This window comes from Acidovorax sp. Leaf78 (assembly GCF_001422735.1).
GTDB lineage: Bacteria > Pseudomonadota > Gammaproteobacteria > Burkholderiales > Burkholderiaceae_C > Acidovorax.
The window spans coordinates 697563-723406 of the sequence record NZ_LMLZ01000020.1; the positions used below are offsets into that span (position 1 = coordinate 697563).

The window sequence follows — 25844 nt, forward strand, 5'->3', positions numbered from 1 at the left end:
CGGAGCGGGTTGGCTCAGTGCATGGTTGCCGCCATGGCACCCGCCAACGGGCGCCCCAGGCCTCAGCGCATCAGTCCGTCGATATCTTGTGTTCCGTCACCAGCTTGCCCAACCGCGCGGTGTCGCTCGCGATCTGCTGCGCCATTTGCGCCGGTGTGTTGCCGACGGGCTCGGCGCCGATGTCCTGCATGCGCTTCTTGAAGTCTGCCGACTGGATCACCTTGACCATTTCAGCGTTGAGCCGTTCCACGATCTCTGGCGGGGTGCGTGCGGGTGCGAGCACTCCGAACCAGGTGCCGATGTCGAAGCCTGGAAAGCCGCTTTCCGCCAGCGTGGGCACGTCGGGCAGTGATGAAGACCGCCTGGCCGTGGTCACCGCCAGCGCGCGCAGCTTGCCGGCCTTGATGTGGGGCAACACGGGGGTCACGGTGTCGAACGACATCGACACCTGGCCGCCCAGCAGGTCGGTGGTGAGCGGGCCGCTGCCTTTGTAGGGCACGTGCAGCAGCGGCTGGCCGATGGCCGCGGCGAACTGCGTGCCGATCAGGTGCTGCGCCGTGCCTGCGCCGTTGGAGCCGTACGAGAACTTGTCGGGTGACGCCTTGATCAGCGCCACAAGCTCCTTCACGTCCTTGGCGGGCGTGGTGGCGGCCACCGCGAGCACGTTGGGCACCAGCGCGACGGTGGTGATGGGCGCAAAGCTCTTTTGAAAGTCGTAGCCGAGCTTCTTGTACACGCTGGTGGCGATGGTGTGGTGCACCGCGCCCATCAGCAGCGTGTGGCCGTCGGGCGCGGCCTTGGCGACGTAGTCGGCGCCGATGGTGGCGCCCGCGCCGCCGCGGTTCTCCACGATCACCGGTTGGCCCAGGGCTGCGCCCAGCTTTTCGCCCAGCGCGCGTGCCAGCACGTCGGTGGTGCCGCCCGCGGCAAAGGGTACGACGATGGTGACGGGCTTGGTCGGCCACGCGGGCGTTTGGGCCCAGGCCTTGGTGCCAGGTGTCCCGCACACGGCTGCCGCGATGGCGGCAATGGCGGTGTTGGCGATGAGGCTGCGGCGTGAAAGCAGTGCTTGCGGCGGCGAGCCCCGGGCGGGCTGCTGCGTGCCGGTCGAGCAGGGAATGGCGATGGGGTTCATGTTTGTCTCCGTTGTGTTTTTTGTGGTTGTCGTGGCGTGCACGGCTTCGCTGGCAGTGCTACGCGGGTCTTGCTTTGCCGGGGGAAGAAAGTGCCCGGTTGCGCGGGGCCCCTGGCTGGCGGTGTCTTCGCACCGCAGGGCAGGGGCTCGCCTCGCCCGGTCTCAAGCGGCGCGCTGCAGAGGCTGGTGCGCCAGCAGTGCGCACACGGCGTCCGTCACCTGCGCCGTGGTGGCCGTGCCGCCCAGGTCGCGGGTGTGCAGGGCCGGGTTGGCGGTGACCTGCTCGATGGCCTGCATCACCTGCCGGGCGGCCTCGGTCTCGCCCAGGTGCTCCAGCAGCATCACCACCGACCAGAAGGTACCGATGGGGTTGGCCAGGCCCTTGCCCATGATGTCGAAGGCCGATCCGTGGATGGGCTCGAACATGCTGGGGTAGCGGCGCTCGGGGTCGATGTTGCCGGTGGGCGCAATGCCCAGGCTGCCGGCGAGCGCGGCGGCCAGGTCCGATAGGATGTCGGCGTGCAGGTTGGTGGCGACGATGGTGTCCAGCGTGGCGGGGCGGTTGACCATGCGGGCCGTGGCGGCGTCCACCAGCTCCTTGTCCCACTTCACGTCGGGGAACTCCTGGCTGACCTTGGCGGCGATCTCGTCCCACATGACCATCGCATGGCGTTGGGCATTGCTCTTGGTGATGACGGTGAGCAGCTTGCGCGGCCGGGACTGCGCCAGTCGAAACGCAAGGCGCAGGATGCGCTCCACGCCCACCCGGGTCATGATGGAAACATCGGTGGCCGCCTCGATGGGGTGGCCCTGGTGTACGCGGCCACCCACGCCGGAGTATTCGCCTTCGGAGTTTTCGCGCACGATGACCCAGTCCAGGTCCTTGGGGGTGCAGCGCTTGAGCGGCGCGTCGATGCCCGGGAGGATGCGCGTGGGCCGCACGTTGGCGTACTGGTCGAATCCCTGGCAGATTTTGAGGCGCAGTCCCCACAAAGTGATGTGGTCGGGGATGTCCGGGTCGCCGGCCGAGCCGAACAGGATGGCGTCCTTGCCGCGCAGGGCATCCAGCCCATCGGCGGGCATCATCACGCCGTGGGCGCGGTACCAGTCGCCGCCCCAGCCGAAGTTCTCGAACTCGAACTGCAGGCCGGGGTGCTGGGTGGACAGTGCTTCGAGCACGCGCTGTCCGGCGGGAATCACTTCCTTGCCGATGCCGTCTCCGGGAATGGTGGCGATTGAGTAGGTGGTCATGGGGGTAGGGCGTTGAACGCGGTGAGTGGCTGAATGGATGGAGCGGACTGTAGGCCTGGACGCGGCGCAGGAACGGCGATAAAGTGAATCCATCGTTAACCCTGGGTTGAAGGTCTCGCCGATGAGTTCCAGCACCATCCAGCCCGCCGAACTGGGCTTTTTCTCCACCCTGGCCGCCAGCCCCAGCCTGAGCGCCGCAGGGCGCGAGATGGGTGTGTCGACCGCCGCGGTCAGCAAGCACCTGGCGCAGATGGAGCGGCGACTGGGCGTGGTGCTGGTGAACCGGTCCACCCGCCGCATGAGCCTCACGCCCGAGGGCGAGCTGCTGCTGGAACACGCGCGCCGCATCCTGCGCGAGATCGACGCGCTGGACGAACTCATCGTGCAGTCCCGCGCCAGCCCCAAGGGCCTGCTGCGCGTGAACGCCACGCTGGGCTTCGGGCGCATGCACATCGCGCCGGCCATCTCCGACTTCGTGCGGCTGTACCCCGAGGTGGATGTGCAATTGCAGCTGTCGGTGCACCCGCCGCCCATCACCGACGACGCCTACGACGTGTGCGTGCGGTTCGGCGAGCCGCCCGACGGCCGTGTCGTCGCCCGCCGCATCGCCCCCAACCGGCGCGTGCTGTGCGCTGCCCCGGCTTACCTGGAGCGCCACGGCCGGCCCCGCGTGCCGCGCGACCTGATGGCCCACCAGTGCATCGGCATCCGCCAGGGCGACGAGGCTTATGGCCTGTGGCGGCTGACCACCGGGCGGGGCAGCAAGGCGCACACCGAGTCCATCAAGATCACCGGCAACCTGACCACCAACGATGGCGAGATCGCCGTGCTGTGGGCTTTGCAGGGCCACGGCATCGTGATGCGCGCCGAGTGGGATGTGAACCGGCACCTGGCGCAGGGCCTGCTGGAGCCCGTGCTGCCGCAGTACCAGACGCCCGCAGCCGACGTGTATGCGGTGTACCCGCAGCGCCACCAGTTCTCGACGCGGGTGCAGACCTTCGTGAAATTCCTGGCCGAGGCGTTGGCGAAGTCGGGCGAGTTGGCGGGTGTGGATGTTGGGGACATCGCAGGGGCGGGTGCGAGGGCAGGGGCCAAGAACGCTGTGGCAAGGCGCTCCGCCAAGGTGCCTTGAGGTCGCGGTGCCCCAGGAACCACGGCTAGTGCTTCAGGCCGAAAGCCGCACCATCAGCAGCCCTGCGCATACCAGCACGGCCGACACGATGCGCGCCGGGCCCATCCGCTCCTTGAGCAGCCAGGTGGATATCAGCGCCACCAGCAGCACGCTGGTCTCGCGCAGGGCGGACACGGCGCCCATGGGGGCCCGTGCCAGCGCCCACACTGCAATCCAGTACGCGCCCATCTGCATGGTGCCCGCGGCGCTGCAGCGCCAAAGCATGGCCCTGTCCACGCAGAAGGTGCGGGGCCCCTTCCATAGCAGCACGATGAGCGCCGTGGCAATGCCGTCGCCCAGCGTCAGCACGACTGCAAAGCCGATGGCAGAGCCTGCCTGCCGTGCGCCCAGCGCATCCACCACCGTGTACGTCGCGATCAAGAGCCCGGTGAGCAGCGCGTAGCCCACGGCCTGGCGCTGCGTGGTGCCGGTGCTGCGGACCCATGCCAGCGACAGCACGCCGACGCACAAGGACATGACGCCCCACACCGCGCCGGTGCTGGGCCATTCGCCCGCCAGCCACGCCGCACCCGCCATCACCAGCAATGGCGCCGAGCCCCGGGCGATGGGGTACACCTGGCCCATGTCGCCGTGGTTGTAGGCGATGGGCAGGGCGAAGTGGTAGGCGGTGTGCACGGCGATCGACAGGGCCAGCAACGGCCAGCTGGCCGACGCCGGCATGTCCACCCAGGGCAAGGCCAGCAGCGACAGGCCGCTGCCCAGGAGTGTGGTGATGGCCATGGCGGTGATGCGGTCGCCGCCCACCTTGATGGCGCTGTTCCAGCCGGCATTGAGTGCGGCGGACAGCAGCACGATGAAGAAGATGTCGTTGGTGAGCATGAGGGGCGCAGCATTTTGTTTCGAAGCAGAATCATCTTTTTGGGTCAGACTTCTGTAAAGTGAAGTTCAATGACTGTTGAATTCAGAATTTCTGATGCGAAACCTCAACCTCGACCAGCTGCAGACTTTGATTGCCATTGCCGACCTGGGAACGCTCGCTGCAGCGGCCCAGGCGCTGCACCTGGCGCCCCCCACGGTGAGCCTGCACATCAGCGAGCTGGAGTCGCGCCTTGACGCCACGCTGGTGGTGCGCGGACGGCGCCATGCCAGCCTGACCCCCGCAGGTCAGGTGCTGGTGGATGGCGGGCGGCGCCTGCTTGCTGCGTCTGACGAAATGGTGGAGCAGGTGCGCCGGCGCGCGCAGGGGCTGGAGGGTGTGGTGCGCCTGGCCACCACCGCCGGTGTGAGTGTGGGCCTGCTGCCGCCCTTGCTGGAGTGGCTGGCCCGCCAGAGTCCGGGCGTGGACGTCAAGCTCGATGTGCTCAGCTCGGCCGACGCCATGGCCCGCCTGCGCGCGGGCACGCTGGACCTGGCCATCGTGGCGCTGCCCCAGACATCCGGCGGCGGTGTGCAGGTGGACCCCTGGCGCAGCGACCCCATGGTGGCGTTGATCCCCGCCGCGTGGGATGCCCCGGCGCAGGCCACGCCGCAGTGGCTGGCCGATCAGCGGTGGATGTCGTTCGGCCCGGCGACGCAGATGTACCGGCTCACGGCGGGCTGGTTCGCGCAGGCGGGCCTGAACCCGCGGCCCCGCATGGAGTTGAACCACCCGCTGGCGCTGCGCAGCCTGGTGGTGGCCGGACACGGCGTGACCGTACTGCCGCTGGAGCAGCCGGGCGTGGCGGGCATCCATGGCGAGCAGGACACCGCGGGCCTGCAGGTGCGCCCGCTGCACCCGCCCTTGCTGCGCGAACTGGGGCTCGCACGCAGGGCGGCCGAGGCGCAGGACCCGGCCATCCTGGCGGTGTGGCGCGCGCTGGACACGTTTGCGAACGTGGTCGCACCGCCTCCGCCTTCACACCGTGTCGTGCAGGCCTGAAAGAAAGTAACGCGCCGCTTCTGGCAAAGGCCTGTCCTTGCGGATGATGGAGCCGAAAGCGCCCATCTTGTGCTTGATGTGGCACGGCAGGATGCACAGCAGATTGTGCCGCGCGTAGATGTCGGCGATCGACAGGGGAATCACCGCAATCATCGTGGTGTCCGCAATCAGGCGCATGGTGGTCAGGATCGACGCGGTCTCGACCAGCCCGCGGGGCAATGGCGCATGGATGGCGCGGAACTCCTGCTCCAGCACCTCCCGCATCGGGCTGCCAGAGGGCTGCAGGATCCATGAATATTCGAGCAGGCTGTCGAACGGAACATGCTTCCTGCTGGCCAGGGGGTGGTCGACGCCCACCACCACGGACAGCGTCTCGTTCGCCAGCGGCTGGAAGATGAAGTCGGCCCGGTGTTCGGGCGCCACCCGGCCCACGGCGATGTCGATGGAGCCGTCCTTGAGCATCTCCACCAGCCTGTCGCTGGTGTCCAGGGTCACGTGGATCGTGATCAGCGGGTAGGTCTTGTTGAGCGCGATGATGGCCTGATTGAGCAGCGTGGGCAGCGGCGCCATGATGCAGCCGACCGACACCCGCCCGGAGCTGCCGAGCTGCAGCTCGTCGAGCTCCCGCACCATGGATTCCAGCGAGCCGCGCATGCCCTGGAAAAACCCCAGCACCTTCTCGCCGGCCTGGGTCATCTTCTGGCCGCGCCCGTCGCGCTCGAACAGCCGCTGCCCCAGCGCCGACTCCAGCTCCTGAATCATCTTGGTGGCCGCCGGCTGGCTCATGCCCAGTTCAGCGGCCGCACGGCGCAGCGTGCCGTGGTCCGCAAAGCTGAGCAGCAAGGCCACCTGGCGCATGCGCAGGCGGTTGAGGATCTGGGAGACCAAAAGCTGTGTGGTTTCAGGCATTTCTAACAGCACAAAAGTTTGCGTGTACCAAATAGTACATATGAATCATAAATGATAGCCAGAGGTTATCTATCGAGTGCAACTTTTCAATATACGTTAATAGTATTTGTTCTTATATTCGCCACCCATCCGCTTATTGAAGCTTTTTGTAACCACTCTTTACATGATGAAGACAGCAAAGCCCGTCGTTGCCATCACCCTCGGAGACCCTGCAGGCATAGGCCCCGAGCTGATCGCCAAGCTGCTGAGCCAGCCGGGCATCACCGATCAGGCCAACATCGTGGTGGTGGGCGACGAGTGGGTGTGGCGAGAGGGCCAGCGCGTCGCCGGGGTCGAGGTGCCCACCGAAGTGGCCGAGAGCTTGGCAGGCGTTCGCAGTCGCTCGGACACCGGTCGCCCCGCCTTTCTGAGGGTGGCCACCATCAGCCCGGACCAGGTCGAGATCGGCCAGGCCAGCGCGGACTGCGGAGCCTCGGTGCTCAGGGTGCTGAACGCGTGCATGGATGGCGCCAAGGCCGGCGAGGTGGATGCCATCTGCTTTGCGCCCCTGAACAAACACGCCATGAAGCTCGGCGGTCTGGCGCACGAAGACGAGCTGCACCACTTTGCCGAGTACCTCGGTGTGGATGGCTACTTCTGCGAGTTCAACACGCTGGGCGACCTCTGGACGTCGCGCGTCTCCTCGCACATTCCGCTCAAGGACGCCGCCCAGATGCTGAGCCAGGAGCGCATCGTCGCTGCGGCCCGGCTCATCTACCAATCGCTGCAGGCCAGCGGCCACCCAGAGCCCAAGGTGGCGGTGGCTGCGTTCAACCCGCATGGCGGCGACGGCGGCGTGTGCGGGCGCGAGGAGATCGACATCATCGCCCCCGCGGTCCAGCAGCTCAGGGGCAGCGGTTTTCCGGTGGATGGCCCGTTCCCGGCCGACACGATCTTCCTGAAGGCCCGCGACGGCCTGTACCAGGCCATCGTGACCATGTACCACGACCAGGGGCAGATCGCCATCAAGCTCATGGGCTTCAGCAAAGGCGTCACGGTGCAGGGAGGGCTGCCTGTGCCCATCACCACACCGGCCCACGGCACCGCCTTCGACATCGCAGGCAAGGGTGCTGCGGATGTCAACGCGATCTGCAACGCCTTTCAGATCGCCACCCGCATGGGCCTGAGCCAATGGCAGGCCCGCCAGCGGTCCACCGCTACCCACTGACGACCAAGAAGACGCCTGAACATCATGAAAATCAAATCCGTCCGCGCCCGTGTTTTTCAATGGAAGGGCAAGACTGTCCCGCCGCAGGGCAACTTCTGCTCCAACGCCATGGACCTGCTGTATGCGCCGCAGGAGACCATGAGCACCTTCCGCTTCCATGCGTGGACGGTGGTCGAGATCGAAACCGACGACGGCATCGTCGGCCTGGGCAACGTGGCGCTCGCACCCACCATCGCAAAAGCCATCATCGACCAGTACCTGGCGCCGCTGGTGATAGGCCAGGACCCTTGGGACTACGAATACCTGTGGCAGCGCATGTACCGCGCCACCCATGCCTGGGGCCGCAAGGGCGTGACGATGGCGGCGATCTCCGCGGTAGACCTGGCCATCTGGGACATCCTGGGCAAGAGCGTGAACAAGCCCGTGTTCAAGCTGCTGGGCGGGCGCACCAAGGAGAAGATCCCGTGCTACTACTCCAAGCTGTACCGCACCAACCTCGACGACATGCAGGACGAGGCCCAGAGCTTTCTGGAGCAGGGCTTCACCGCATTCAAGATGCGCTTCGGCTACGGCCCGGCGCACCTGCAGCAGGGCGTGAAGGAAAACCTCAAGTCCGTCGAAGCCGTGCGCGAGGTGATCGGCTATGACAACGATCTCATGCTCGAGTGCTACATGGGCTGGAACGTCGAGTACGCCAAGCGCATCCTGCCCAAGCTCGAAAAGTTCGAACCTCGATGGCTCGAAGAGCCCGTCATCGCGGACGACATCGACGGCTATGCCGAGCTCAACCAGCTCACCAGCATCCCGATCTCGGGCGGAGAGCACGAGTTCAGCCTCTACGGGTTCAAGCAGCTGCTCGACAAGAAGGCGGTGAGCGTGGTGCAGTACGACACCAACCGCGTCGGCGGCATCACCGCAGCCCACAAGATCAACGCGCTGTGCGAGGCCTACAGCGTGCCCGTCGTCCCGCACGCGGGGCAGATGCACAACTACCACCTGACCATGAGCACGCTGGCGTCGCCCATGGCCGAGTACTTCCCCATCTTCGACGTGGAGGTGGGCAACGAGCTGTTCTGGTACATCTTCGACGGCGAGCCGATTGCGGAGAACGGCTTCATCCAGCTGAAGGACGACGTGCCGGGCCTGGGGCTGACGCTCAAGACGGAGTACCTGGACCAGTTCGACATCACCGAGTGAACAGCATGCCCGGACTCTCCAGCCCGCGCTACCGCGGTATCTTCCCCGTGGCCCCGACCACCTTCCATGAAGACGGCACCCTGGACCTTGCGAGCCAGAAGCGCTGCGTGGACTTCATGATCGACTCGGGCGTGGACGGCCTGTGCATCCTCGCCAACTTCTCAGAGCAGTTCCTGGTCTCGGACGATGAGCGCGAGACCTTGACCCGCACCGTGCTCGAGCATGTGGCAGGCCGTGTGCCCGTCATCGTCACCACCACCCACACCAGTACCGCGATCTGCGCCGCGCGCAGCCGCCGGGCGCAGGACATGGGCGCGGCCATGGTGATGGTGATGCCGCCTTACCACGGGGCCACGTTCCGATTCAGCGAAGCGCAGATCCATGCGTTCTACGCACAAGTGTCCGACGCCATCGGCATTCCCATCATGGTGCAGGACGCGCCCGCTGCCGGCACGCCGCTGTCGTCCGCCTTTTTGGCACGCATAGCGCAGGACATCGAGCAGGTCTGCTACTTCAAGATGGAAACCGCGGGCGCCGCCAACAAGCTGCGCGAGCTGATCGCTCTGGGCGGCGAGGCCATCGAAGGCCCGTGGGACGGGGAAGAGGCCATCACCCTGCTGGCCGACCTGGAGGCTGGTGCCACCGGCGCCATGACGGGTGCCGGCTTTGCGGACGGCATCCGGCCCATCATCGATGCGCACCGCATCGGCGACCGCGACGCAGCCTTTGCGCAGTACCAGCGCTGGCTGCCGCTGATCAACCACGAGAACCGGCAGGCCGGATTTCTGGCTGCCAAGGCGCTGATGAAAGAAGGGGGCGTGATCGCCTGCGACGCCCCCCGGCACCCCTGGCCACCCCTGCACCCCCAGGTACGCGCGCAACTGATCGACATCGCGCGGCGCCTGGACCCCCTGGTGCTCCGCTGGGCCCGCTGAAAGAACCGACATGCTTCGTTACGACAACCTCATCAACGGCGAACGTGCGCCTGCTGCTGCCTATGCGGCGAACACGAACCCCAGCGACGTGTCCGACGTGATCGGTGAATACGCCCAGGGCGACACCGACGACGTGAATGCCGCGGTGCTGGCCGCGAAAAATGCGTTTGCCGCATGGAGCCAGACGGGCATACAGGCCCGGCACGACGCACTCGAAAAGATCGCTGCCGAGATCCTGGCCCGCAAGGAAGAGCTGGGCAACCTGCTGGCCCGCGAGGAGGGCAAGACGCTGCCCGAGGCCATTGGCGAGGTGACGCGGGCAGGCCATATCTTCAAGTTCTTCGCCGGCGAATGCATGCGGATGGCGGGCGACACCCTTCCATCCATCCGCCCTGGCGTGGGCGTGGATGTCAGCCGCGAGCCGGTGGGCGTAGTGGGGCTGATCACGCCCTGGAACTTCCCGATCGCCATCCCTGCATGGAAGATCGCGCCCGCCCTGGCTTTTGGCAACTGCGTGGTCTTGAAGCCCGCTGAGCTGGCGCCCGGCTGCGCCTGGGCCTTGTCGGACATCATCCTGCGCAGCGGCATTCCGGCTGGTGTGTTCAACCTGGTCATGGGCCAGGGGCGTGTGGTGGGCGAGGCGATGACCCGCCACCCCGACATCGCTGCCATCAGCTTCACCGGCTCGGTGGGCGTGGGCCGCTGCATCTCGGTGATGTGCGCGCAGCTGGGCAAAAAGGTGCAGGTGGAAATGGGCGGCAAGAACCCCCAGGTCGTGCTCGACGATGCAGACCTTGCCCAGGCGGTCGAGCTCAGCGCGCAAAGCGGTTTCTATTCGACGGGCCAGCGCTGCACGGCCTCGAGCCGGCTGATCGTCACCGACAAGATCTACCCTGCGTTCGTGGCGGCGCTGCAAGAGCGCCTGCAGAAGATCAAGGTGGGCGATGCGCGTGCCATCGGCACCGACATGGGGCCGGTGGTCAGCCAGAGCCAGCTCGAGCAGGACCTGGAGTACGCCGAGATCGGCCGTGCCGAAGGCGCGACCCTGGCCCTGGGCGGCCATCCGGTGCGCTGCCACACCGGCAGCGCGAACAAGGGCTATTTCATGGCGCCCACGCTGTTTGTGGACAGCCTGCCGTCGATGCGCATCAACCGCGAGGAAATCTTCGGGCCGGTGGCCAGCGTCATCCGCGTGCGGGACTACGAAGAGGCTCTGCAGGTGGCCAACGACACGCCCTTCGGCCTGTCGGCCGGCATCGCCACCGCCAGCCTCAAGCATGTCATGCACTTCAAACGCCATGTGCAGGCCGGCATGGTGATGGTGAATCTGCCCACCGCCGGCGTGGACTACCACGTGCCCTTCGGCGGGCGCAAGGCAAGCAGCTACGGCCCCCGCGAGCAGGGCACCCACGCCAAGGAATTCTTCACCACTGTGAAGACGGCCTACATCCACGCATGACCGTGAACGAATTTCCTTCTTCCTCCTTGCAGGTCCTGGACCCGCGCGTGGCACCGGTATTTGCTGGCGCGTCGCTACGCCGACTGTGCACAGGCGCCATATGGAGCGAGGGCCCAGTCTGGCTGCCGCACGACGATTCGGTGCTGTGGAGCGACATTCCCAACAACCGCATCCTGCGCTGGTCTGCCAGTGCCGGCATGTCGGTGTGGCGCGAACAGGTCGAGTTCACCAACGGCCATGTGCTGGACAACGAAGGCAATCTTCTGCATTGCTCGCACGGGCTGCGTGCCATCGTTCGCACTCCGCAGGTGCAGGGCATCGTGCGCGCCGACACCATCGACGAGGTGGTGGTGCGGGAGTTCAATGGACGGCGGCTGAACTCGCCCAACGACGTCGTGGTGCAGGGCAATGGCTGCATCTGGTTCACCGACCCGCCCTACGGAATCCTGAGCGACCGCGAAGGCTACAAGGCGCCGCGCGAACTGCCAGCGAACCATGTGTTTTGCTATGACCCGGCGGACGGCGCGCTGCACGCTGCGTCCGACTTCGTGCAGGAGCCCAACGGGCTGGCTTTCTCGCCCGACGAGCGCTTGCTGTACGTGAGCGACACCTCCGCCGCCCTGAGCGCGGACGGCACGGGCAACCACCACATCGTGGTGTTCGACGTGAACGGGCACAGCCTGGAGAACCCGCGCGTCTTCGCCGACATCTCGCCCGGCCTGCCGGACGGGTTTTGCGTGGACCACTGCGGCTGGATCTACACCAGCAGCGGGGACAGCGTGCAGGTGTACCACCCCGACGGGACGCTGCTCGGAAAGATCCTGGTGCCTGAAAAGGTCGGCAACCTCACTTTCGGAGGTGTGCGGGGCGACACGCTGTTCATCACCGCCAGCACGTCGCTCTACAGCATCGTTCTCAATACCCACGGAGTCGTCCGACCATGACCGACAACATCCTTTTGCTGGTGGAAAAGTGCAGCCACTGCCTGAGCTACTACGACATCGACAGCGGCGAGCGCCTGGCCAGCATCGAGCTGCCTGACTTTCCGCACGAGTTCGTGATCGACTCCAACGAGCAGTACGCGTACATCGGCCACTACGGGGTCGAGACATCCGGCCATCTGGGCTTTGGGGGCACGCAGATCTTCCAGGTGGACATCGCCCGCCGCGAGCTGGCTCGCACCATCGACATCGCCCCGTTCAACCGGCTGCACGGCATGCAGATGGACGTGCAGGACCGCCTCTATGCCCTGAGCGAGGACCGCGCGCAGCTCGTGGTCCTCGACCACCCCGCCACCGACACCGCACCCCGCCGGGCGGTCAGCACCGGCGGCATCAAGAGCCACCTGTTCGCCTTGACGCGCGACGGCCAGACGGCTTACTCGATGAACCTGCTGTCGCACACCGTGACGAAGATCCAGCCGCACGACGCCACCGTGGCCCCCGTCGCCTGCTCGCCCGGCGAAAAGCCCGAGGGATACGCGCTGAGCGCCGACGAGAAGACGCTGTATGTGACCTGCCGCTGGAGCAACACCCTGTGCGCCATCGACACGGCGACCATGCAGGTGCAGTACCAGGCTCCGTCCCGCGACGATGCCACACGCCTGTACCTCTACCGCGACGGTCGGCTGGTGGTGACCAACTACGGGGCACGCAGCCTGTCGATCGTGGACCCGGCAACCCTGCAGGAGCTGGCCCATGTGCAGATGGACGCCCGGGCCATCGCCCTGAGTTTTCATCCCACCCGGCCGCTGGCGTTTGTGAGCCAGGACAACGACCTGCTCGGCTACTTCAACATGGAGACGCTGCAGTTCGAGCGCTTCGTGGCCACACAGCGCGAACCGGATGTCTCGCGCGTGCTGTGCCGCGCTTGAGGTGGGTTGCCCATGAATGATTTGATGCAGTGGCTGTTGACGCCCATCAGCGGCGCCACACACCACGAGATCGCCCCCTGGGCCTACTGGCATGCACGCGTCATGGTGCTGGCGTGGGCGGTGCTGCTGCCCCTGGGCATCTTGGTCGCCCGTTTCTTCAAGGTGATGCCGGGCCAGAACTGGCCCACCGTGCGCGACAACAAGGCCTGGTGGCATGCGCACCGCACCCTGCAATACAGCGGCTTTGCGCTGATGCTCGTCGGCATCGGCCTGGCCTGGAGCAATGCCCGTGCGGCGGGCCAGGCGGCCGCCTTGCACGGTGCCATGGGGTGGTGCGTGCTGGGGCTGGCGATCGTGCAGGTCGCGTCGGCGTGGGCCAGGGGCACCAAGGGCGGCCCCACCGCGGCGCACATGCGCGGAGACCACTACGACATGACGGCCACCCGGGTCACTTTCGAGTATGTCCACAAGGCCGGTGGCTACATCGCGCTGTTGGCAGCTGTCGTCACGATCTTCCTGGGCCTCTATGCGGCCGATGCGCCGCGGTGGATGTGGATCGTGCTGGCCGTCTGGTGGCTGGTACTGGGCACGGCATTCGCCTACCTGCAGTACCGAGGCCGCTGCATGGACACCTACCAAGCCATCTGGGGCCCCGATACCGGCACGCCGGCGAGCCGGCAGCCGCCGGTGGGCTGGGGCGTGCGGCGCTACACGGCCGCGCAGTGGCAAAAGAAGTTCGGGCCGCCGCCACCGGCCGCACCCACACCACAACGATAAGCACAGGAGAACACATGGCAGGACTGGAACTACGCAACGTGGTCAAGCGCTTCGGCGACGTGACTGTCGTGCAGCAGATGGACTTGGCAATCCACGAAGGCGAATTCATCGTGCTGCTCGGGGAGTCCGGGTGCGGCAAGAGCACCACGCTTCGGATGATTGCGGGCCTGGAAGAAGTCACGCAAGGGCAGATCCTGATCGGTGGCAAGGACGTCACCCACGCCGCCCCCATGGACCGCGATATCGCGATGGTGTTCCAGAACTACGCGCTTTATCCGCACATGAATGTCGCCGAGAACATGTCCTTTGCGCTGCGGCTCTCGGGCCGGTCCAAGGCCGAGATCGCTGACAAGGTGACCGGGGCCGCCCGTATTCTCAACATCGAGCATCTGCTCGAGCGCAAGCCCAAGGAGCTGTCGGGTGGGCAGCGCCAGCGTGTGGCCATCGGGCGGTCCATCGTGCGGGAGCCCAAGGTGTTCCTGTTCGACGAGCCGCTGTCCAACCTGGACGCCAAACTGCGGGGCCACATGCGCGCCGAGCTGGCCATGCTGCACGAACGGCTGGCCAAGACCACGGTGTACGTAACCCATGACCAGGTCGAGGCCATGACGCTGGCCTCGCGCATCGTGATCTTCGACAAGGGGCGCATCCAGCAGATCGGCACGCCGTCCGAAGTGTTCACGCGTCCGGCCAGTCTGTTCGTGGCGGGGTTCATCGGCACGCCCACCATGAACTTCTTCAAGGCCCGCTACACCACGGAGCAAGGCCTTGGCGTGCTGCGCGGCGAGGGGTTTGCCTGGACCGCGCCCGACTGGCTCGCGGCCCAGCCTCCGCGCGCGGACCAGGCGCTGACACTGGGCCTGCGCCCCCAGGCCCTGCGCCCCCGCGCCGACCACCACAGCGTGCTCAGCCTGAATGTGGATGTCGTGGAGTATCTGGGCACCGAGAGCCAGGTGGTGGGCCACATGAACACGCCCGCCGGCCAGCGCGTGGCGGCCATGCTGCCCGGCAATGCACAAAGCCAGTTGCGCCAGCGGATCGACCTGGGTTTTGACACCGCAGACATGCATGTGTTCGACACCGACTCCGGCACCTCTCTGCACCCTTGAATCCTCCAAGCACTGAACCAATGAACTTGTTCCCACAGGTTTCACGGATTCCCCCCGTCTGAACGTACCCCCATTCGCCCCCCAGGAGACACCCATGAAAAGACGCGATTTCGTAAAAAGTGCCAGCGCCACGGTGTTCGGTGCCAGCCTGCCTTTCAGCGGCATCCACGCGCAGAGCCGCTACTCCAAGTACGCAGGCCAGACGGTGACCTTCAGCGTGCCGTCGCACCCGCACTACGACGCCATGATGAAGATCCTGCCGGAGTTCACCAAGGAGACCGGCATCAAGGTGGAGACAGACCGCCTGGCCATGGGCCGCATGAAGGAAAAGCAGCTGCTCGAAATGGCCAAGCCGCAGGGCGATTACGACCTGGGCTGCTATGTGGTGATGTGGAAGGGCGAGTACGTCGCCAAGAACCTGATCCGGCCGCTGGAGCCATTCTTTCAAAACCCTGCACTGGCCGACCCCGCCTACGACATCAAGGACATCATCCCGGTCTACCTGGAAAACCTGGGCCTGGTGGGCGGCCCCAAGGGCTATCTGGCGGGGCCGGGCGCCAAGCTCTATGGCCTGCCGTACGGCGCAGAGACGTCCGTCCTGGCCTACCGCAAGGACATCTTTGCCAAACACAACCTCAAAGTCCCCGAGACGTATGCCGAGTTTGGCGACTTGCTCCGGGTCATCAAGGACAAGGAAGGCATCGGCGCCTTGGCGTCGCGCGGGCAGGCAGGCCACCAGGCGGTGCACGCCTGGCTGCTGCACCTGAATCCGCTGGGCGGCAGCGTGTTCGACGACCAGTGGCGCGCGCGATTCAACGACAAGGCGGGCATCGCCGCGCTCAAGTTCCTGCAGGAAGTGGTTGCCACCGGCCCTGCAGGCATTGCCGGGTACGGGCAGGGCGAGAGCAACACGGCTTTTTTGCAGGGGCAGGCCGCCATGTACCTCGACTCGACGTCTCTCGCGGGCTTGGTGAACGACCCGGCCAAGTCGAAGGTCGTAGGCAAGGTGAGCTGGGCCCTGCACCCCATGGGCACCCGCAGGGCTTCGCAGTCCGGCGGCCTGGGCCTGGCGATTGCCAAGAATGCCAAGAACGCCGACGCGGGCTTTCTGCTCATGCAGTGGCTGACGTCGAAGGCGCAGGACAAGGCGGTGACCAAGGTGGGCGGCGCGCCCACGCGCAACTCGACGATGTCCGACGCCGACCTGGTGCGGCAGTACCCCGAGTTCATCACTTTCAAGGAGGCGCTCAAGTACTCCAACCCCGACTGGCGCCCCATCATTCCCGTCTGGGACAAGATCAATGTGCAGGCGCTCGGCGTGGGCATCTCGGAGGCGCTGACCGGCAAGAAAACCGCCGAGGCCGCGCTCAATGATCTGGTGGCACCCGTCACGCAGATCATGCGCGAAGCCGGCTACAAGGTCTGAGGAGCGCACGGCATGCGCACACCCGCCTGGGTTCCTCTTTTGTACGTAGGGCCCGCCGCGCTGATCATGGCAGCGGCTTGCCTCTACCCGGTCCTCTCGGCCTTTCAACTGGGCCTGTACGACTGGAGCATGGGCACGCCGTGGAGCGAAGCCCGCTGGGTCGGCCTCGATGCCTTCGTGGCGGCCTTCACCAACCCGCGGGTGTGGTCGTCGCTCTGGACGACGCTGCTGTTTGCCGGCGTCTGCGTCACGGCCGAGATGCTGCTGGGCATCGCGCTGGCATTGGCGCTGGAGCGGCCCGTGCGGGGCACTGCCATCTTCCGCACCTTGTTCATCCTGCCGATGATGATCGCGCCCATCGCGGTGGGCCTGGCGTGGCGCTACATGTTCGATGCGCAGTTCGGCCTGATCAATGCTGTGCTGGGCCTGTTCAAGATCGCACCCTTGACCTGGCTGGCTGACCCCACGCTCGCGTTCGCTGCGATCGTGATTGCCGACATCTGGCAGTGGACGCCATTCGTTTTCATCATGATGGTCGCGGCGCTGGCCAATGTGGATGGCGCCGTGATCGAGGCATCGCGCATCGACGGCGCCAACTGGTGGCAAATGACCACCCTGGTGAAGCTGCCCATGATCGCGCACGTCATCGCCATCACCTTGATGATGCGGCTGGTCGATGCCTTCCGTGTGCTGGAAGTCATCTACGTGCTCACCTTCGGCGGGCCTGGCGATTCGACCGAGATCTTGGCCCTGCACATCTACAAGACCGCCTTCGTGGGCCAGCAACTGGGCGTGGCTGCAGCGATCTCCGTGCTGTTGCTGGTGGTGGTGGCCGCGCTGTCGTTTGCAGCGCTGCGCATCTCCAACCCGCTGGATGCCAAGAAGTGAATGAGGCCGTGACATGTCCATGAAACGCTCCCCCGTGATCGTCACCGCCCACTACGCCATCCTGGTGAGTCTGGCCTTTTTGTGCATTGCTCCCATCGTCGTCATTTTTGCGACCAGTCTTCGCCAGCAGGTCGACATCTTTGCGGAGCCGCTCAACTTCATCTTCACCCCGACGCTGGAGAACTACCGCGGAGTCCTGCAGGAAGACAAGTTCGACCGCTACCTGTACAACAGCCTGTTCGTCGGCATCGTCTCCACGGCGGTCACGCTGATCCTGGGCTGCATGGCGGCGTATGGCTTGGCGCGCTTTCGCTTCCCCGGACGGCATGCGCTGGCGTACACCACGCTGCTGCTCAGAACGGTGCCGCTGGCTGTCATGGCGATCCCGGTGTTCCTCATCTGGAACGAATGGCATCTGGTCAACAGCCTGTGGGGCCTGGTCCTGCTGTACGTGGCGGTCAACCTGCCGTTCACGATCTGGCTGCTGTACGGCTTCGTGCTCCAGGTGCCTGTCGAGCTGGAGGAAGCCGCCGCCATCGACGGCTGCGGCCCCATCCGCGTGTTCACCAAGGTGCTCCTGCCGCTCATGGCGCCGGGGCTGGCCGCGGCGTCGATCTTCACGTTTCGCATTGCCTGGAACGAGTTCATCCTGGCGCTGGTACTCACCGACCGCCACTCCCGCACCTTGCCGGTGGCCGCTTCGCTCTTCATCACCGACATGGGCGTGGATTGGGGGCGCGTCATGGCCATGGGCAGCCTCATCGCCATACCGCCGCTGATCTTCACCTTCGTGGCGGCGCGCCAGATCATCACCGGGCTGACTGCAGGCGCTGTGAAGGGCTGACAGGCCTCGCTCGCCCATTTGCTAGCCCACTCACTCGACCATCCGGCCTCTTCGTTCGCTCGACGGTTCTCGTTGGCACCCGCTTTCCCCTCCATTTTTGTCCTTGCATCGCACCTTATGAGATTCACGCAGAAGCTGAGCATTGCGCAGAAACTTTTTGCCTTGTCGACCACGCTGGCCGCGCTGGTGTTGCTGGGGGCGTGGCAGGTGTCCCGGTGTCTCATCACCATTCTGGGCAAGGCAGCGACCTTGGCCGACGCGGGCCCCATCGCCGACAGCGCAGGGGCCGCGCAGCAGATGCTGGGCATCACGGTGGCGTTGGTGGTGGGCGGGCTGCTGGCCCTGGCGTGGTGGGTGGGCAGTGTTTTGCGCAGGCGGGTGGCGCTGGCACGCAAGTTCAATGACGATGTGCGGGTGGGCAACCTCACCACGCTGATCCACGACCCGGTGGCCGACGAGTTTTCGCCCCTCATGACGGCGATGCGCGAGATGCAGGAGTCGTTGACCAAGGTGGTCACCAAAGTGCGGGCGGGCGCACAGGAGGTGTCCATCGCCAGCGACGAAATATCGCAGGCCAACACCGACCTGTCCGAGCGCACGGAGCGCCAGGCCATGTCGCTGCGGCAGACGTCCGACGCCATCGACGCGCTGGCCAGCAGCGCCTCGCTGGTCGGCGAGAAGTCCGACTCCGGCAACACGATTGCGCAGCAGACGGCAAAGGCGGGCGAGCACGGCAACCGGGCCTTTGCCTCGGTGCAGCAGACGATGCAGCAGATCGCCTCGGACTCGGCACGCGCCTCGGACATCATCTCGCTCATCGACGGCATTGCGTTCCAGACCAATATCCTGGCGCTCAACGCCGCAGTCGAGGCGGCCCGCGCCGGTGAGCAGGGCCGGGGATTCGCCGTGGTGGCCAGCGAAGTGCGGTCGCTGGCCCAGCGCAGCGCTGGTGCAGCCAAGGAGATCAAGGAACTGCTGACCGGCAGCAACGACCGCATCGCCACCGGCGCGAACCTGGTGCACACCGCCGCCAAGCAATTGACCGGCATGACCGACGCCATCCACAGCGCGACCCGCATCATGACGGAGATCGCGCAGTCGAGCCGCACCCAGCGCCAGAACGTTGGCGAGGTGATCCAGTCCATCGAGATGATCGATCAGGCCACGCAGCAGAACGCCGCGCTGGTGGAGCAGACGGCCGCTGCGTCCCAGCAGTTGCGCATGCAGGCGGCCCGGCTGGTCGAGTCGGTGAACGTCTTCACGCTGAACGGTTCGGCGCGCGAGGCGGAAGAGCAGGTGCGGCGCGCCGTGGCGCTCATTCAGCAAGTGGGGCCGGAAAAGGCCTACGCCGAATTCACCCGCGGCACTGCCTTCAAGGACCGCGATCTCTACATCACCGTGTACGACTTCGGCGGCCGCAACCTGGCCCATGGCGCCAACCCCGCCAACGTGGGCAAGACCCTGATCGACATGAAGGACTTCAACGGCGTGCTCATCGTCAAGAACTCCCGCGATCTGGCCCGGGACCGCAACAGCGGGTGGTCTGCGCCGTACCACATTCTCAATCCGGTGACGCAGCGCGTCATGGTGAAAAAGGCCTACGTGCAGCGGGTGGGGGACACGTTCGTCTCGTCTGGCATCTACGTGCTGGACATCGAGTGAACGTCAGCATGGACATGGGCGAAGGCATGCGCATGACAGGGCGGATGGACGCAGGCTTGAATGACCGAGTGAGTGCAGGTCCGGATGCGATTGGGATTGGGATTGCCCGTGTTGTTGCAGGTGTTGTCGAAGTCATGAACCAACCAGGGAATGGGTGAAAGACCGTATGAAACGAAGAGCCTTGATCCAGTCGGCATGCGCCGCAGCCGTCCCTTTAGCCTTTGCGCCCTCGGCGCGATCTGCCGACATCTACGCCCGCTACCGGGGCCAGAAGGTGAGCCTGTGCCTCCCCAAGCACCACCACTACGACGCTGCCGTCAAACTGTTTCCCAGGTTCACCGAAGAGACCGGCATCAAGGTGGAGTTCGAGCAACTGCCCATCGCGGACATGAAGAAAAAGCAGTTGTCCGAGATGGCCAAGGGCCAGGGGGACTATGACCTGATTTCGTACGTCGTCATGTGGAAGGGCGAGTACGTCAAGAAGAACTTCATCCGGGAGATCGAGCCCTTCCTCAAGAACCCGCAGCTCACACCCGGTGACTTCGATCTGCCCGACATCATCCCCAGCTTTCTCGAAAACATCGGGCTGGTGGGCGGGTGGAAGGGCTACCTGGCAGGCGGCGCGGCCAAGCTGTACGGCATGCCCTACGGCGCAGAAACCTCGGTGCTGGCGTACCGCACCGATGTCTTCGAGAAGCTCAATGCGAAGCCGCCCACGTCTTACTTCGAGCTGGAGCAGTTGCTGCCCGTGTTGCATGACAAGGCCGGCATGGGGGCGCTCGCATCCCGCGGAAAAGAGGGGCACCAGTGCGTGCACGCCTGGCTGCTGCACCTGAATCCGCTCAATGGCGGCATCTTCGAGAACAGCTGGCTGCCCCGCTTCAATGATGCGGCGGGCGTGCGCGCGGCGCAGCTGCTCAAGAAAATCATCGACACCGGACCGGCAGGGGCGCTCAATTTCGGCCAGAGCGAGATGATCAATGCCTTCCTGCAGGGCGAGTCCGCCATGTACCTCGACTCCACCCTGATCTTCGGCGCGGTGCGCGACCCCAAGCTGTCCAAGGTGAACGGCAAGGTGGCCTTTGCCAGGCATCCGCGCGGCAGCCGGTATGCATCACAAACCGGAGGTCTGGGCCTGGCCATCCCCACCAACTCCAAGAACGCCGACAGCGCGTTTTTGCTGATGCAGTGGCTCACGTCGAAAGCCCAGGACAAGGCGGTGTGCCACCTGGGCGGCGTGCCGCACCGCATGTCTACCCTGGCGGACGAGGGACTGGGCAAGAAGTACCCGGAGTTCCAGATGCTGTCGCGCAGCATCGGCGACGCCAACCCCAACTGGCGGCCCATCATTCCGCAGTGGGACGAGATCAACACCGATGTGCTGGGCAAAAGCATCCACAGCGTGATAGCCGGCCGCCAACCCGCCGAAGCCGCGTTGAACGATGCAGCGCAGGCAGTGAAGAAAATCATGCAGCGCGAGGGCTACATCACCTGACGGGCCATGCCGAAGGGTGCGCCGCGCGATCTGCGGTGCGGGCAGTTCGGCGGGTGCCAGAGGTACGGGGCGGGGTGACGCACGGTGGGGCGAACTCCAGCGGTGCATGTGCGCCACGGCAGATGGTGTGCGAACAGATGGGTGGGTTGCCTTCGAAACCCTCGCACGCCCTCGACCACACTCCACTAGCTCTTCAGATCCCTGGTCCATGTCAGACCCTCGGAGTCTTCGGCTCCCTTGCTTCTTTCAAACACGCTTGCAAAAGAAGGTGGTGCCGCAGAAGGCGCCATCAGGCATCAGCGCGTAGTCGGGCACCACGCCCACCCGCTGCCAGCCGGCGCGCTCGTACAGCCGCTCGGCGTCGCCACCGGTCACGGTGTCGAGCACCAGCACGGTCTTGCCCGCATCGCGTGCGGCGTCGTCCACGGCGGCCATCAGGCGCTGGGCCACGCCCTGGCGGCGGGCCTTGCGGTGCACCAGCATCTTGGCCACATCGGCGCGGTGGGGCTGGTTGTCGGGCATGGCGGTGATCAGCTGCACCGTGCCCACGATGATTCCTTCTGCGTCCTCGGCCACCAGCAGCACGCGCTCGTTGCGCGCCACACCATCGGCCACGCCGCACCAGAAGGCCAGCGCCTTGTCGTGCGGCAGGGGCCACATGAAGCTGACGGATGCGCCGCCCTGAACGCAGTCGATCAGCACCTCGGCCAGGGCCTCAGCGCAGGCGGCGGCCTCGTTGGCGCCCAGGCGGCGGATGGTAATGCTGGACGCGTCGGCGGCAATGGCTGCCTGGGCCGTGGAGGTTGAGGGTGACAGGGTGGCGTCGGTCATGGTTTTCTTCGGGCGGTGGGGGCGAAGGGGAGGGTGGTCAAGGCGACCACGTAGCGCGCATGCTGGGCGCCGGGGTTATGGAACACGATGGGCTGGTTCAGCTGCATGGCCAGGCAGTCGCCCGCGGCCAGTGCCCAAGTGGTCTCGCCCACGGTCAGGTCCATGCGGCCTTCGATCAGCCAGACCTGCTGGTGGATGTCGGCGTCATGCACTGCCGAGTCCAGCGACACGCGCTGGCCGGGCGGGAAGACCACCTGCACCAGTTGCAGCGGCGAAGGGGCGGGCGGTGACAGCCGGCGGCGCACGTAGCCCGAAGCCGGGTCCTGCCACTGCGGCTGATCGGCAGCGCGGATCAGGGGCGATGGGGCTGCACCGTGGTCGCTGTCGCTGCTGTCCTCGAAGAACGACGCCAGCGCCACGCTCAGGCCGATGGCCAGCTTGTCGAGCACCGCCGCAGTGGGGCTGCTCTGGCCGCGCTCGATCAGCGAGATGTTGGAGCGGCTCACTCCACTGCGTTCCGCCAGGGTCTCCAGCGAATAGCCTCGTGCGGTGCGCAGATCGCGCAGTCGTTGGGCAATGCGGGTGTTGATGTCCATGAAGGCAGTTTAATGGAAATTAAATCCATAAAACTGGATACGGCGGATTTCCACGCTGATGGATTCATCACTCGACGCGCGACGGTGTCACCGTCGAATCAGAGGTGCTCCTGTTTTGATAGCTGCTTGCGCTTGGCAGGCAAGCGGTAGAGCCATTTTTTGCTCATAAGTGCGCTGCAAAATGCTTTGGCACGGTGCACGCCGCCACTCCTGATACTGTGTGTGCGTTGTATTCGCCAAAAAAATCCCAGGAGACAAGACCCATGAACCTGCCTTTGCAACCGCTGGACGCCGACCTGTTCACCCGTGCGCAGCATCTGCTGGACGATGAATGGCTGACCCGCGACCCCGACCTGGCGCCCGTCCTGCCCACCGTGCTCGCGCGCAACGTGGGCCAGGATTGGCACAAGGCGGGCACCTTCCGGCATCACCTGGTCGGCGTGGCGCGGTCGCTCACGGTGTGGCAGCAGCCGCGGGATGTGCGGCTGCTGGGCCTGCTGCACAGCGTGTACGGCAATGCCTTCGTGGACCTGGTGAAGTTCGACCCCGCCAAGGAACGGGCCCGCGTGCGCGAGATCGCGGGCGAGTCGGCCGAGCACCTGGTGTATCTGTTCTGCACGCAGTCGCGCACGCAGTTCGTGCAGAAGGTGCTGGCCGGTGCGCTGGAGGGCGACGGCAGTCTGGTGCTGGAGCAGGACGCGGGCGAAGGCGGCGGTCGCCACGTGCTCACGCCGTACGAGGTGGCGGTGTTCATCATCGTGAGCATGGCCGACACCATCGAGCAGTGGTTCAGCTGGCAGGACGACATCTTCTCGCGCTTTCCGGCGGTGCAGCACCGTCCGCAACCGGTGCACTGGGCGGCCTCGCTGTGGCCCGGCCCGATGCGGCCCAGCGGGCGCATGGTCTCGCAGATCAATGGCCTCGCGCTCGCACTGCAGCACCCGGGTCTGAAGGGCCTGCTGCCCACGCCGCCCGTGTTCGCCCACTGCACCCAGCCCCTGGCTGCGGCCGACGAGGCTGCGGCCGCGTCGCTGTACTGGTCGGTGATACAGCAGGACCAGCCGCTGGTGGACCTGGACGTGGCCACCGGCGTGCTGGAAAGCGCCGTGCGCCACAACCCTTGGGTGGGCGAGCCGCAGATGGTGCTGGCGCAGCTGTACCTCTCGGCCGGGCGCAAGGACGACGCGCGGGTGGCTGCGGCCAGTGCACTGCAACTCTTCAGCGCCTGGGGCAACTCGTGGGACAAGCGTGTGCAGTGGGACGCCTGGGTGGCGTGGACGCGCATCCTGCTGCAGGGCGCCACCGTGGACGGCACCTGGCCCGAGCGGCTGGACAAGCTGAACAACGTGGCGCTCAGAGCTTAGGCAATCTGCAGCTCCTCTCGGTCTGGGGTGACACCGACATCATTGGGTCGAATCAGTGCGAGTGCGATTGGCGCATGCGGGGTTTCTTTATGCCCCTAGGTTCTAAGAAAATAAGAACCTATTCGTTCCAGTTTTATTGGGTAAACCCTAATATGCGAAACATCTCTTAACGAAAAGGTGTCCCTCGTGAACAAGCGCTCGCTGCTGCAAACCACTCTCGCCCTGGCCCTGGCCGCAGGTTTCTCTACCGGCGTGATGGCGCAAGACAAGCCGCTGAAGATCGGCGTCACGGGCGGCCCCCATGCCCAGATCTTCGAGCAGGTCAAGAAGATCGCCGAGAAGGACGGCCTGAAGATCCAGATCGTCGAGTTCAGCGACTATGTGCAGCCCAACGCCGCGCTGGCCGCTGGCGACCTGGACGCCAACAGCTACCAGCACAAGCCCTACCTGGATGCCCAGGTCAAGGACCGCGGCTACAAGCTGGTGCCCGTGGGCTACACCGTCAACTTCCCCATCGGCCTGTACTCCAAGAAGGTCAAGAAGCTCGAAGACCTGAAGGAAGGCGCCAAGTTCGGCATCCCCAACGACCCCACCAACGGTGGCCGCGTGCTGCTGGTGCTGCAGGACAAGGGCCTGATCAAGCTGCGTGACGGCGCGGACCTCAAGGCCACGCCGCTGGACGTGGTGAGCAACCCCAAGAAGCTCAAGTTTGTCGAACTCGACGCGGCCCAACTGCCCCGCTCGCTCGATGACCTGGACGCTTCGGCCATCAACACCAACTTCGCGCTGTCCGCAGGCCTGAACCCCGGCAAGGACGCCATCGCGCAAGAAAACGCCAAGAGCCCCTACGTCAACCTGATCGCCGTGCGCGAAGCCGACAAGGACAAGCCCTGGGTGGCAAAGCTGGTGAAGGCCTACCAGTCGGAAGAGGTGAAGAAGTTCATCCAGACCGAGTTCAAGGGATCGGTGCTGCCGGGCTTCTGATGGCCCCCAGAACCGGTGCCGGCCTGAACGCCGACATTGTTTCGATATGAAAATGGCTGCCACCGCTTGGTATAAAAGCGCTGGCAGCTATTTTTTTGATAGCAATGGGCCGCAGTGCCCTTGCGTGGGGCAGGGCTGCCGCAGCCGGTGCGCTTGATACCCCCAGGTGCACCCCCTAGGATGCGTGGTCCCCCGTTTGCAAACCACCGGCATCGATCACCAAGGAGAGTACCCCCATGGCCCAGCTCAACATCGCCGTCATCGTCGGCAGCCTGCGCAAGGATTCCTTCAACCGCCAACTGGCCACTGCGCTCGCCCGCCTGGCGCCGCAGGACGTGAAGTTCACCCAGCTGCGCATCGACGACCTGCCGCTGTACAACCAGGACGACGACGGCCAGCAGGCCGCCTCGGTGCTGCGCTTGAAGGGCGAGGTCCAGGCCGCGCACGGCGTTCTGTTCGTGACACCGGAATACAACCGGTCCGTGCCCGGCGTGCTCAAGAACGCCATCGACCACGCCTCGCGTCCGTACGGCCAGAGCGCATGGGCCGGCAAGCCGGCGGGAGTGATCGGTGCGTCGGTCGGGGCCATCGGCACTGCGATGTCGCAGCAGCACCTGCGCAACGTGCTGGCCTACCTGGACATGCCCACGCTCGGCCAGCCCGAAGGTTTTATCCACGCCAAGGAGGGTTTGTTCGATGCCGACGGCAACGTGGGCGAGGCCAGCCGCAAGTTCCTGCAAGGCTGGGTGGACAAGTATGTGGCCTGGGTGCGCCAGCACCAGGCGTAATGCCGGCGACGGGCTGAAGCCCGCCACCCTGCGAAGCGGTTGCCCGGATGGCCAGGGTGACCAG

23 protein-coding genes and 2 pseudogenes are annotated in these 25844 nt (G+C 65.6%); 19 read left to right on the forward strand and 6 right to left on the reverse strand.

Annotated elements, in window-relative coordinates; all coding sequences use genetic code 11:
• Positions 1 to 70: 70 nt before the first annotated feature.
• Together ASF16_RS14670 and ASF16_RS14675 are read right to left on the reverse strand one after the other, a co-directional pair.
• Complete coding sequence (locus ASF16_RS14670; RefSeq protein ID WP_082516933.1) at positions 71 to 1135, reverse strand: tripartite tricarboxylate transporter substrate binding protein; 1065 nt, start codon at positions 1133 to 1135, stop codon at positions 71 to 73.
• A 162-nt stretch (positions 1136 to 1297) separates the two neighbouring features.
• Positions 1298 to 2386, reverse strand: a complete 1089-nt coding sequence (locus ASF16_RS14675) for a tartrate dehydrogenase (protein ID WP_056168367.1) — start codon at positions 2384 to 2386, stop codon at positions 1298 to 1300.
• Between the two features lie 121 nt (positions 2387 to 2507).
• On the opposite strand from ASF16_RS14675, the gene ASF16_RS14680 reads away from it, so the two are divergent.
• Complete coding sequence (locus tag ASF16_RS14680) at positions 2508 to 3518, forward strand: LysR family transcriptional regulator (protein ID WP_235507382.1); 1011 nt, start codon at positions 2508 to 2510, stop codon at positions 3516 to 3518.
• Between the two features lie 33 nt (positions 3519 to 3551).
• Here ASF16_RS14680 and ASF16_RS14685 read toward each other — a convergent pair whose 3' ends face one another.
• Positions 3552 to 4397, reverse strand: a complete 846-nt coding sequence (locus ASF16_RS14685) for an EamA family transporter (protein ID WP_056168371.1) — start codon at positions 4395 to 4397, stop codon at positions 3552 to 3554.
• Positions 4398 to 4491: 94 nt separating this feature from the next.
• Here ASF16_RS14685 and ASF16_RS14690 point away from each other — a divergent pair, with 94 nt between their 5' ends.
• A complete protein-coding gene (locus ASF16_RS14690) occupies positions 4492 to 5436 on the forward strand; it encodes a LysR family transcriptional regulator (RefSeq protein WP_056168373.1) in 945 nt (314 codons plus the stop codon).
• On the opposite strand, the gene ASF16_RS14695 is transcribed toward ASF16_RS14690, so the two are convergent.
• The gene (locus ASF16_RS14695; RefSeq protein ID WP_056168375.1) at positions 5413 to 6345 is read right to left on the reverse strand and encodes a LysR family transcriptional regulator; all 933 of its coding nucleotides are present in this window, start codon (positions 6343 to 6345) and stop codon (positions 5413 to 5415) included. The two genes, ASF16_RS14690 and ASF16_RS14695, sit on opposite strands and share 24 nt — an antisense overlap.
• A 163-nt stretch (positions 6346 to 6508) precedes the next feature.
• Between ASF16_RS14695 and ASF16_RS14700 the strand changes: the two genes are divergently transcribed.
• From ASF16_RS14700 to ASF16_RS14760, 14 genes and pseudogenes are all read left to right on the forward strand, one after another.
• Positions 6509 to 7552, forward strand: a complete 1044-nt coding sequence (locus ASF16_RS14700) for a 4-hydroxythreonine-4-phosphate dehydrogenase PdxA (protein WP_056168378.1) — start codon at positions 6509 to 6511, stop codon at positions 7550 to 7552.
• Between the two features lie 24 nt (positions 7553 to 7576).
• Positions 7577 to 8749, forward strand: coding sequence for an L-rhamnonate dehydratase (locus ASF16_RS14705; RefSeq protein ID WP_056168381.1), 1173 nt, complete (start codon positions 7577 to 7579; stop codon positions 8747 to 8749).
• 5 nt (positions 8750 to 8754) lie between these two features.
• Entirely contained in the window at positions 8755 to 9684 is a 930-nt protein-coding gene (locus ASF16_RS14710) for a dihydrodipicolinate synthase family protein (protein WP_056169285.1), read from the forward strand.
• 10 nt (positions 9685 to 9694) lie between these two features.
• Complete coding sequence (locus ASF16_RS14715) at positions 9695 to 11143, forward strand: aldehyde dehydrogenase family protein (protein WP_056168385.1); 1449 nt, start codon at positions 9695 to 9697, stop codon at positions 11141 to 11143.
• Positions 11140 to 12087 (forward strand): SMP-30/gluconolactonase/LRE family protein, encoded by a 948-nt coding sequence (locus tag ASF16_RS14720; protein WP_056168387.1) that lies wholly within the window; start codon positions 11140 to 11142, stop codon positions 12085 to 12087. The genes ASF16_RS14715 and ASF16_RS14720 overlap by 4 nt, the downstream gene beginning before the upstream one ends.
• Positions 12084 to 13016 carry a hypothetical protein gene (locus ASF16_RS14725; protein WP_056168390.1) on the forward strand — a complete coding sequence of 311 codons (933 nt, stop codon included), beginning with the start codon at positions 12084 to 12086 and terminating at the stop codon, positions 13014 to 13016. Before ASF16_RS14720 ends, ASF16_RS14725 begins: the two co-directional genes overlap by 4 nt.
• Positions 13017 to 13028: 12 nt before the next feature.
• Positions 13029 to 13793 (forward strand): cytochrome b561 domain-containing protein, encoded by a 765-nt coding sequence (locus tag ASF16_RS14730; protein ID WP_056168394.1) that lies wholly within the window; start codon positions 13029 to 13031, stop codon positions 13791 to 13793.
• Between the two features lie 14 nt (positions 13794 to 13807).
• Positions 13808 to 14902: an ABC transporter ATP-binding protein gene (locus ASF16_RS14735; RefSeq protein ID WP_056168396.1), complete on the forward strand. Its 1095-nt coding sequence runs from the start codon at positions 13808 to 13810 to the stop codon at positions 14900 to 14902.
• A gap of 94 nt (positions 14903 to 14996) precedes the next feature.
• A complete protein-coding gene (locus ASF16_RS14740) occupies positions 14997 to 16328 on the forward strand; it encodes an extracellular solute-binding protein (protein WP_056168399.1) in 1332 nt (443 codons plus the stop codon).
• Positions 16329 to 16340: 12 nt separating this feature from the next.
• Positions 16341 to 17216, forward strand: a complete 876-nt coding sequence (locus ASF16_RS14745; protein ID WP_056168401.1) for a carbohydrate ABC transporter permease — start codon at positions 16341 to 16343, stop codon at positions 17214 to 17216.
• Positions 17217 to 17235: 19 nt separating this feature from the next.
• Entirely contained in the window at positions 17236 to 18060 is an 825-nt protein-coding gene (locus tag ASF16_RS14750; RefSeq protein WP_056169288.1) for a carbohydrate ABC transporter permease, read from the forward strand.
• Positions 18061 to 18672: 612 nt separating this feature from the next.
• Positions 18673 to 19164, forward strand: a pseudogene (locus ASF16_RS27180) (methyl-accepting chemotaxis protein); the annotation flags it as partial.
• Between the two features lie 24 nt (positions 19165 to 19188).
• Positions 19189 to 19722, forward strand: a pseudogene (locus tag ASF16_RS27185) (cache domain-containing protein); the annotation flags it as partial.
• Positions 19723 to 19888: 166 nt separating this feature from the next.
• Positions 19889 to 21217 (forward strand): ABC transporter substrate-binding protein, encoded by a 1329-nt coding sequence (locus ASF16_RS14760; RefSeq protein ID WP_056168406.1) that lies wholly within the window; start codon positions 19889 to 19891, stop codon positions 21215 to 21217.
• Between the two features lie 246 nt (positions 21218 to 21463).
• On the opposite strand, the gene ASF16_RS14765 is transcribed toward ASF16_RS14760, so the two are convergent.
• Together ASF16_RS14765 and ASF16_RS14770 are read right to left on the reverse strand one after the other, a co-directional pair.
• Positions 21464 to 22048 carry a GNAT family N-acetyltransferase gene (locus ASF16_RS14765; protein ID WP_082516934.1) on the reverse strand — a complete coding sequence of 195 codons (585 nt, stop codon included), beginning with the start codon at positions 22046 to 22048 and terminating at the stop codon, positions 21464 to 21466.
• A complete protein-coding gene (locus tag ASF16_RS14770) occupies positions 22045 to 22644 on the reverse strand; it encodes a helix-turn-helix domain-containing protein (RefSeq protein ID WP_056168408.1) in 600 nt (199 codons plus the stop codon). Before ASF16_RS14770 ends, ASF16_RS14765 begins: the two co-directional genes overlap by 4 nt.
• Positions 22645 to 22907: 263 nt before the next feature.
• Between ASF16_RS14770 and ASF16_RS14775 the strand changes: the two genes are divergently transcribed.
• From ASF16_RS14775 to ASF16_RS14785, 3 genes are all read left to right on the forward strand, one after another.
• Positions 22908 to 24008 (forward strand): DUF6817 domain-containing protein, encoded by a 1101-nt coding sequence (locus ASF16_RS14775; protein ID WP_056168410.1) that lies wholly within the window; start codon positions 22908 to 22910, stop codon positions 24006 to 24008.
• A 186-nt stretch (positions 24009 to 24194) separates the two neighbouring features.
• Positions 24195 to 24992, forward strand: a complete 798-nt coding sequence (locus ASF16_RS14780; protein ID WP_056168414.1) for a MetQ/NlpA family ABC transporter substrate-binding protein — start codon at positions 24195 to 24197, stop codon at positions 24990 to 24992.
• A gap of 236 nt (positions 24993 to 25228) precedes the next feature.
• Positions 25229 to 25780 carry an NADPH-dependent FMN reductase gene (locus ASF16_RS14785; protein ID WP_056168416.1) on the forward strand — a complete coding sequence of 184 codons (552 nt, stop codon included), beginning with the start codon at positions 25229 to 25231 and terminating at the stop codon, positions 25778 to 25780.
• Positions 25781 to 25844 lie beyond the last annotated feature (64 nt).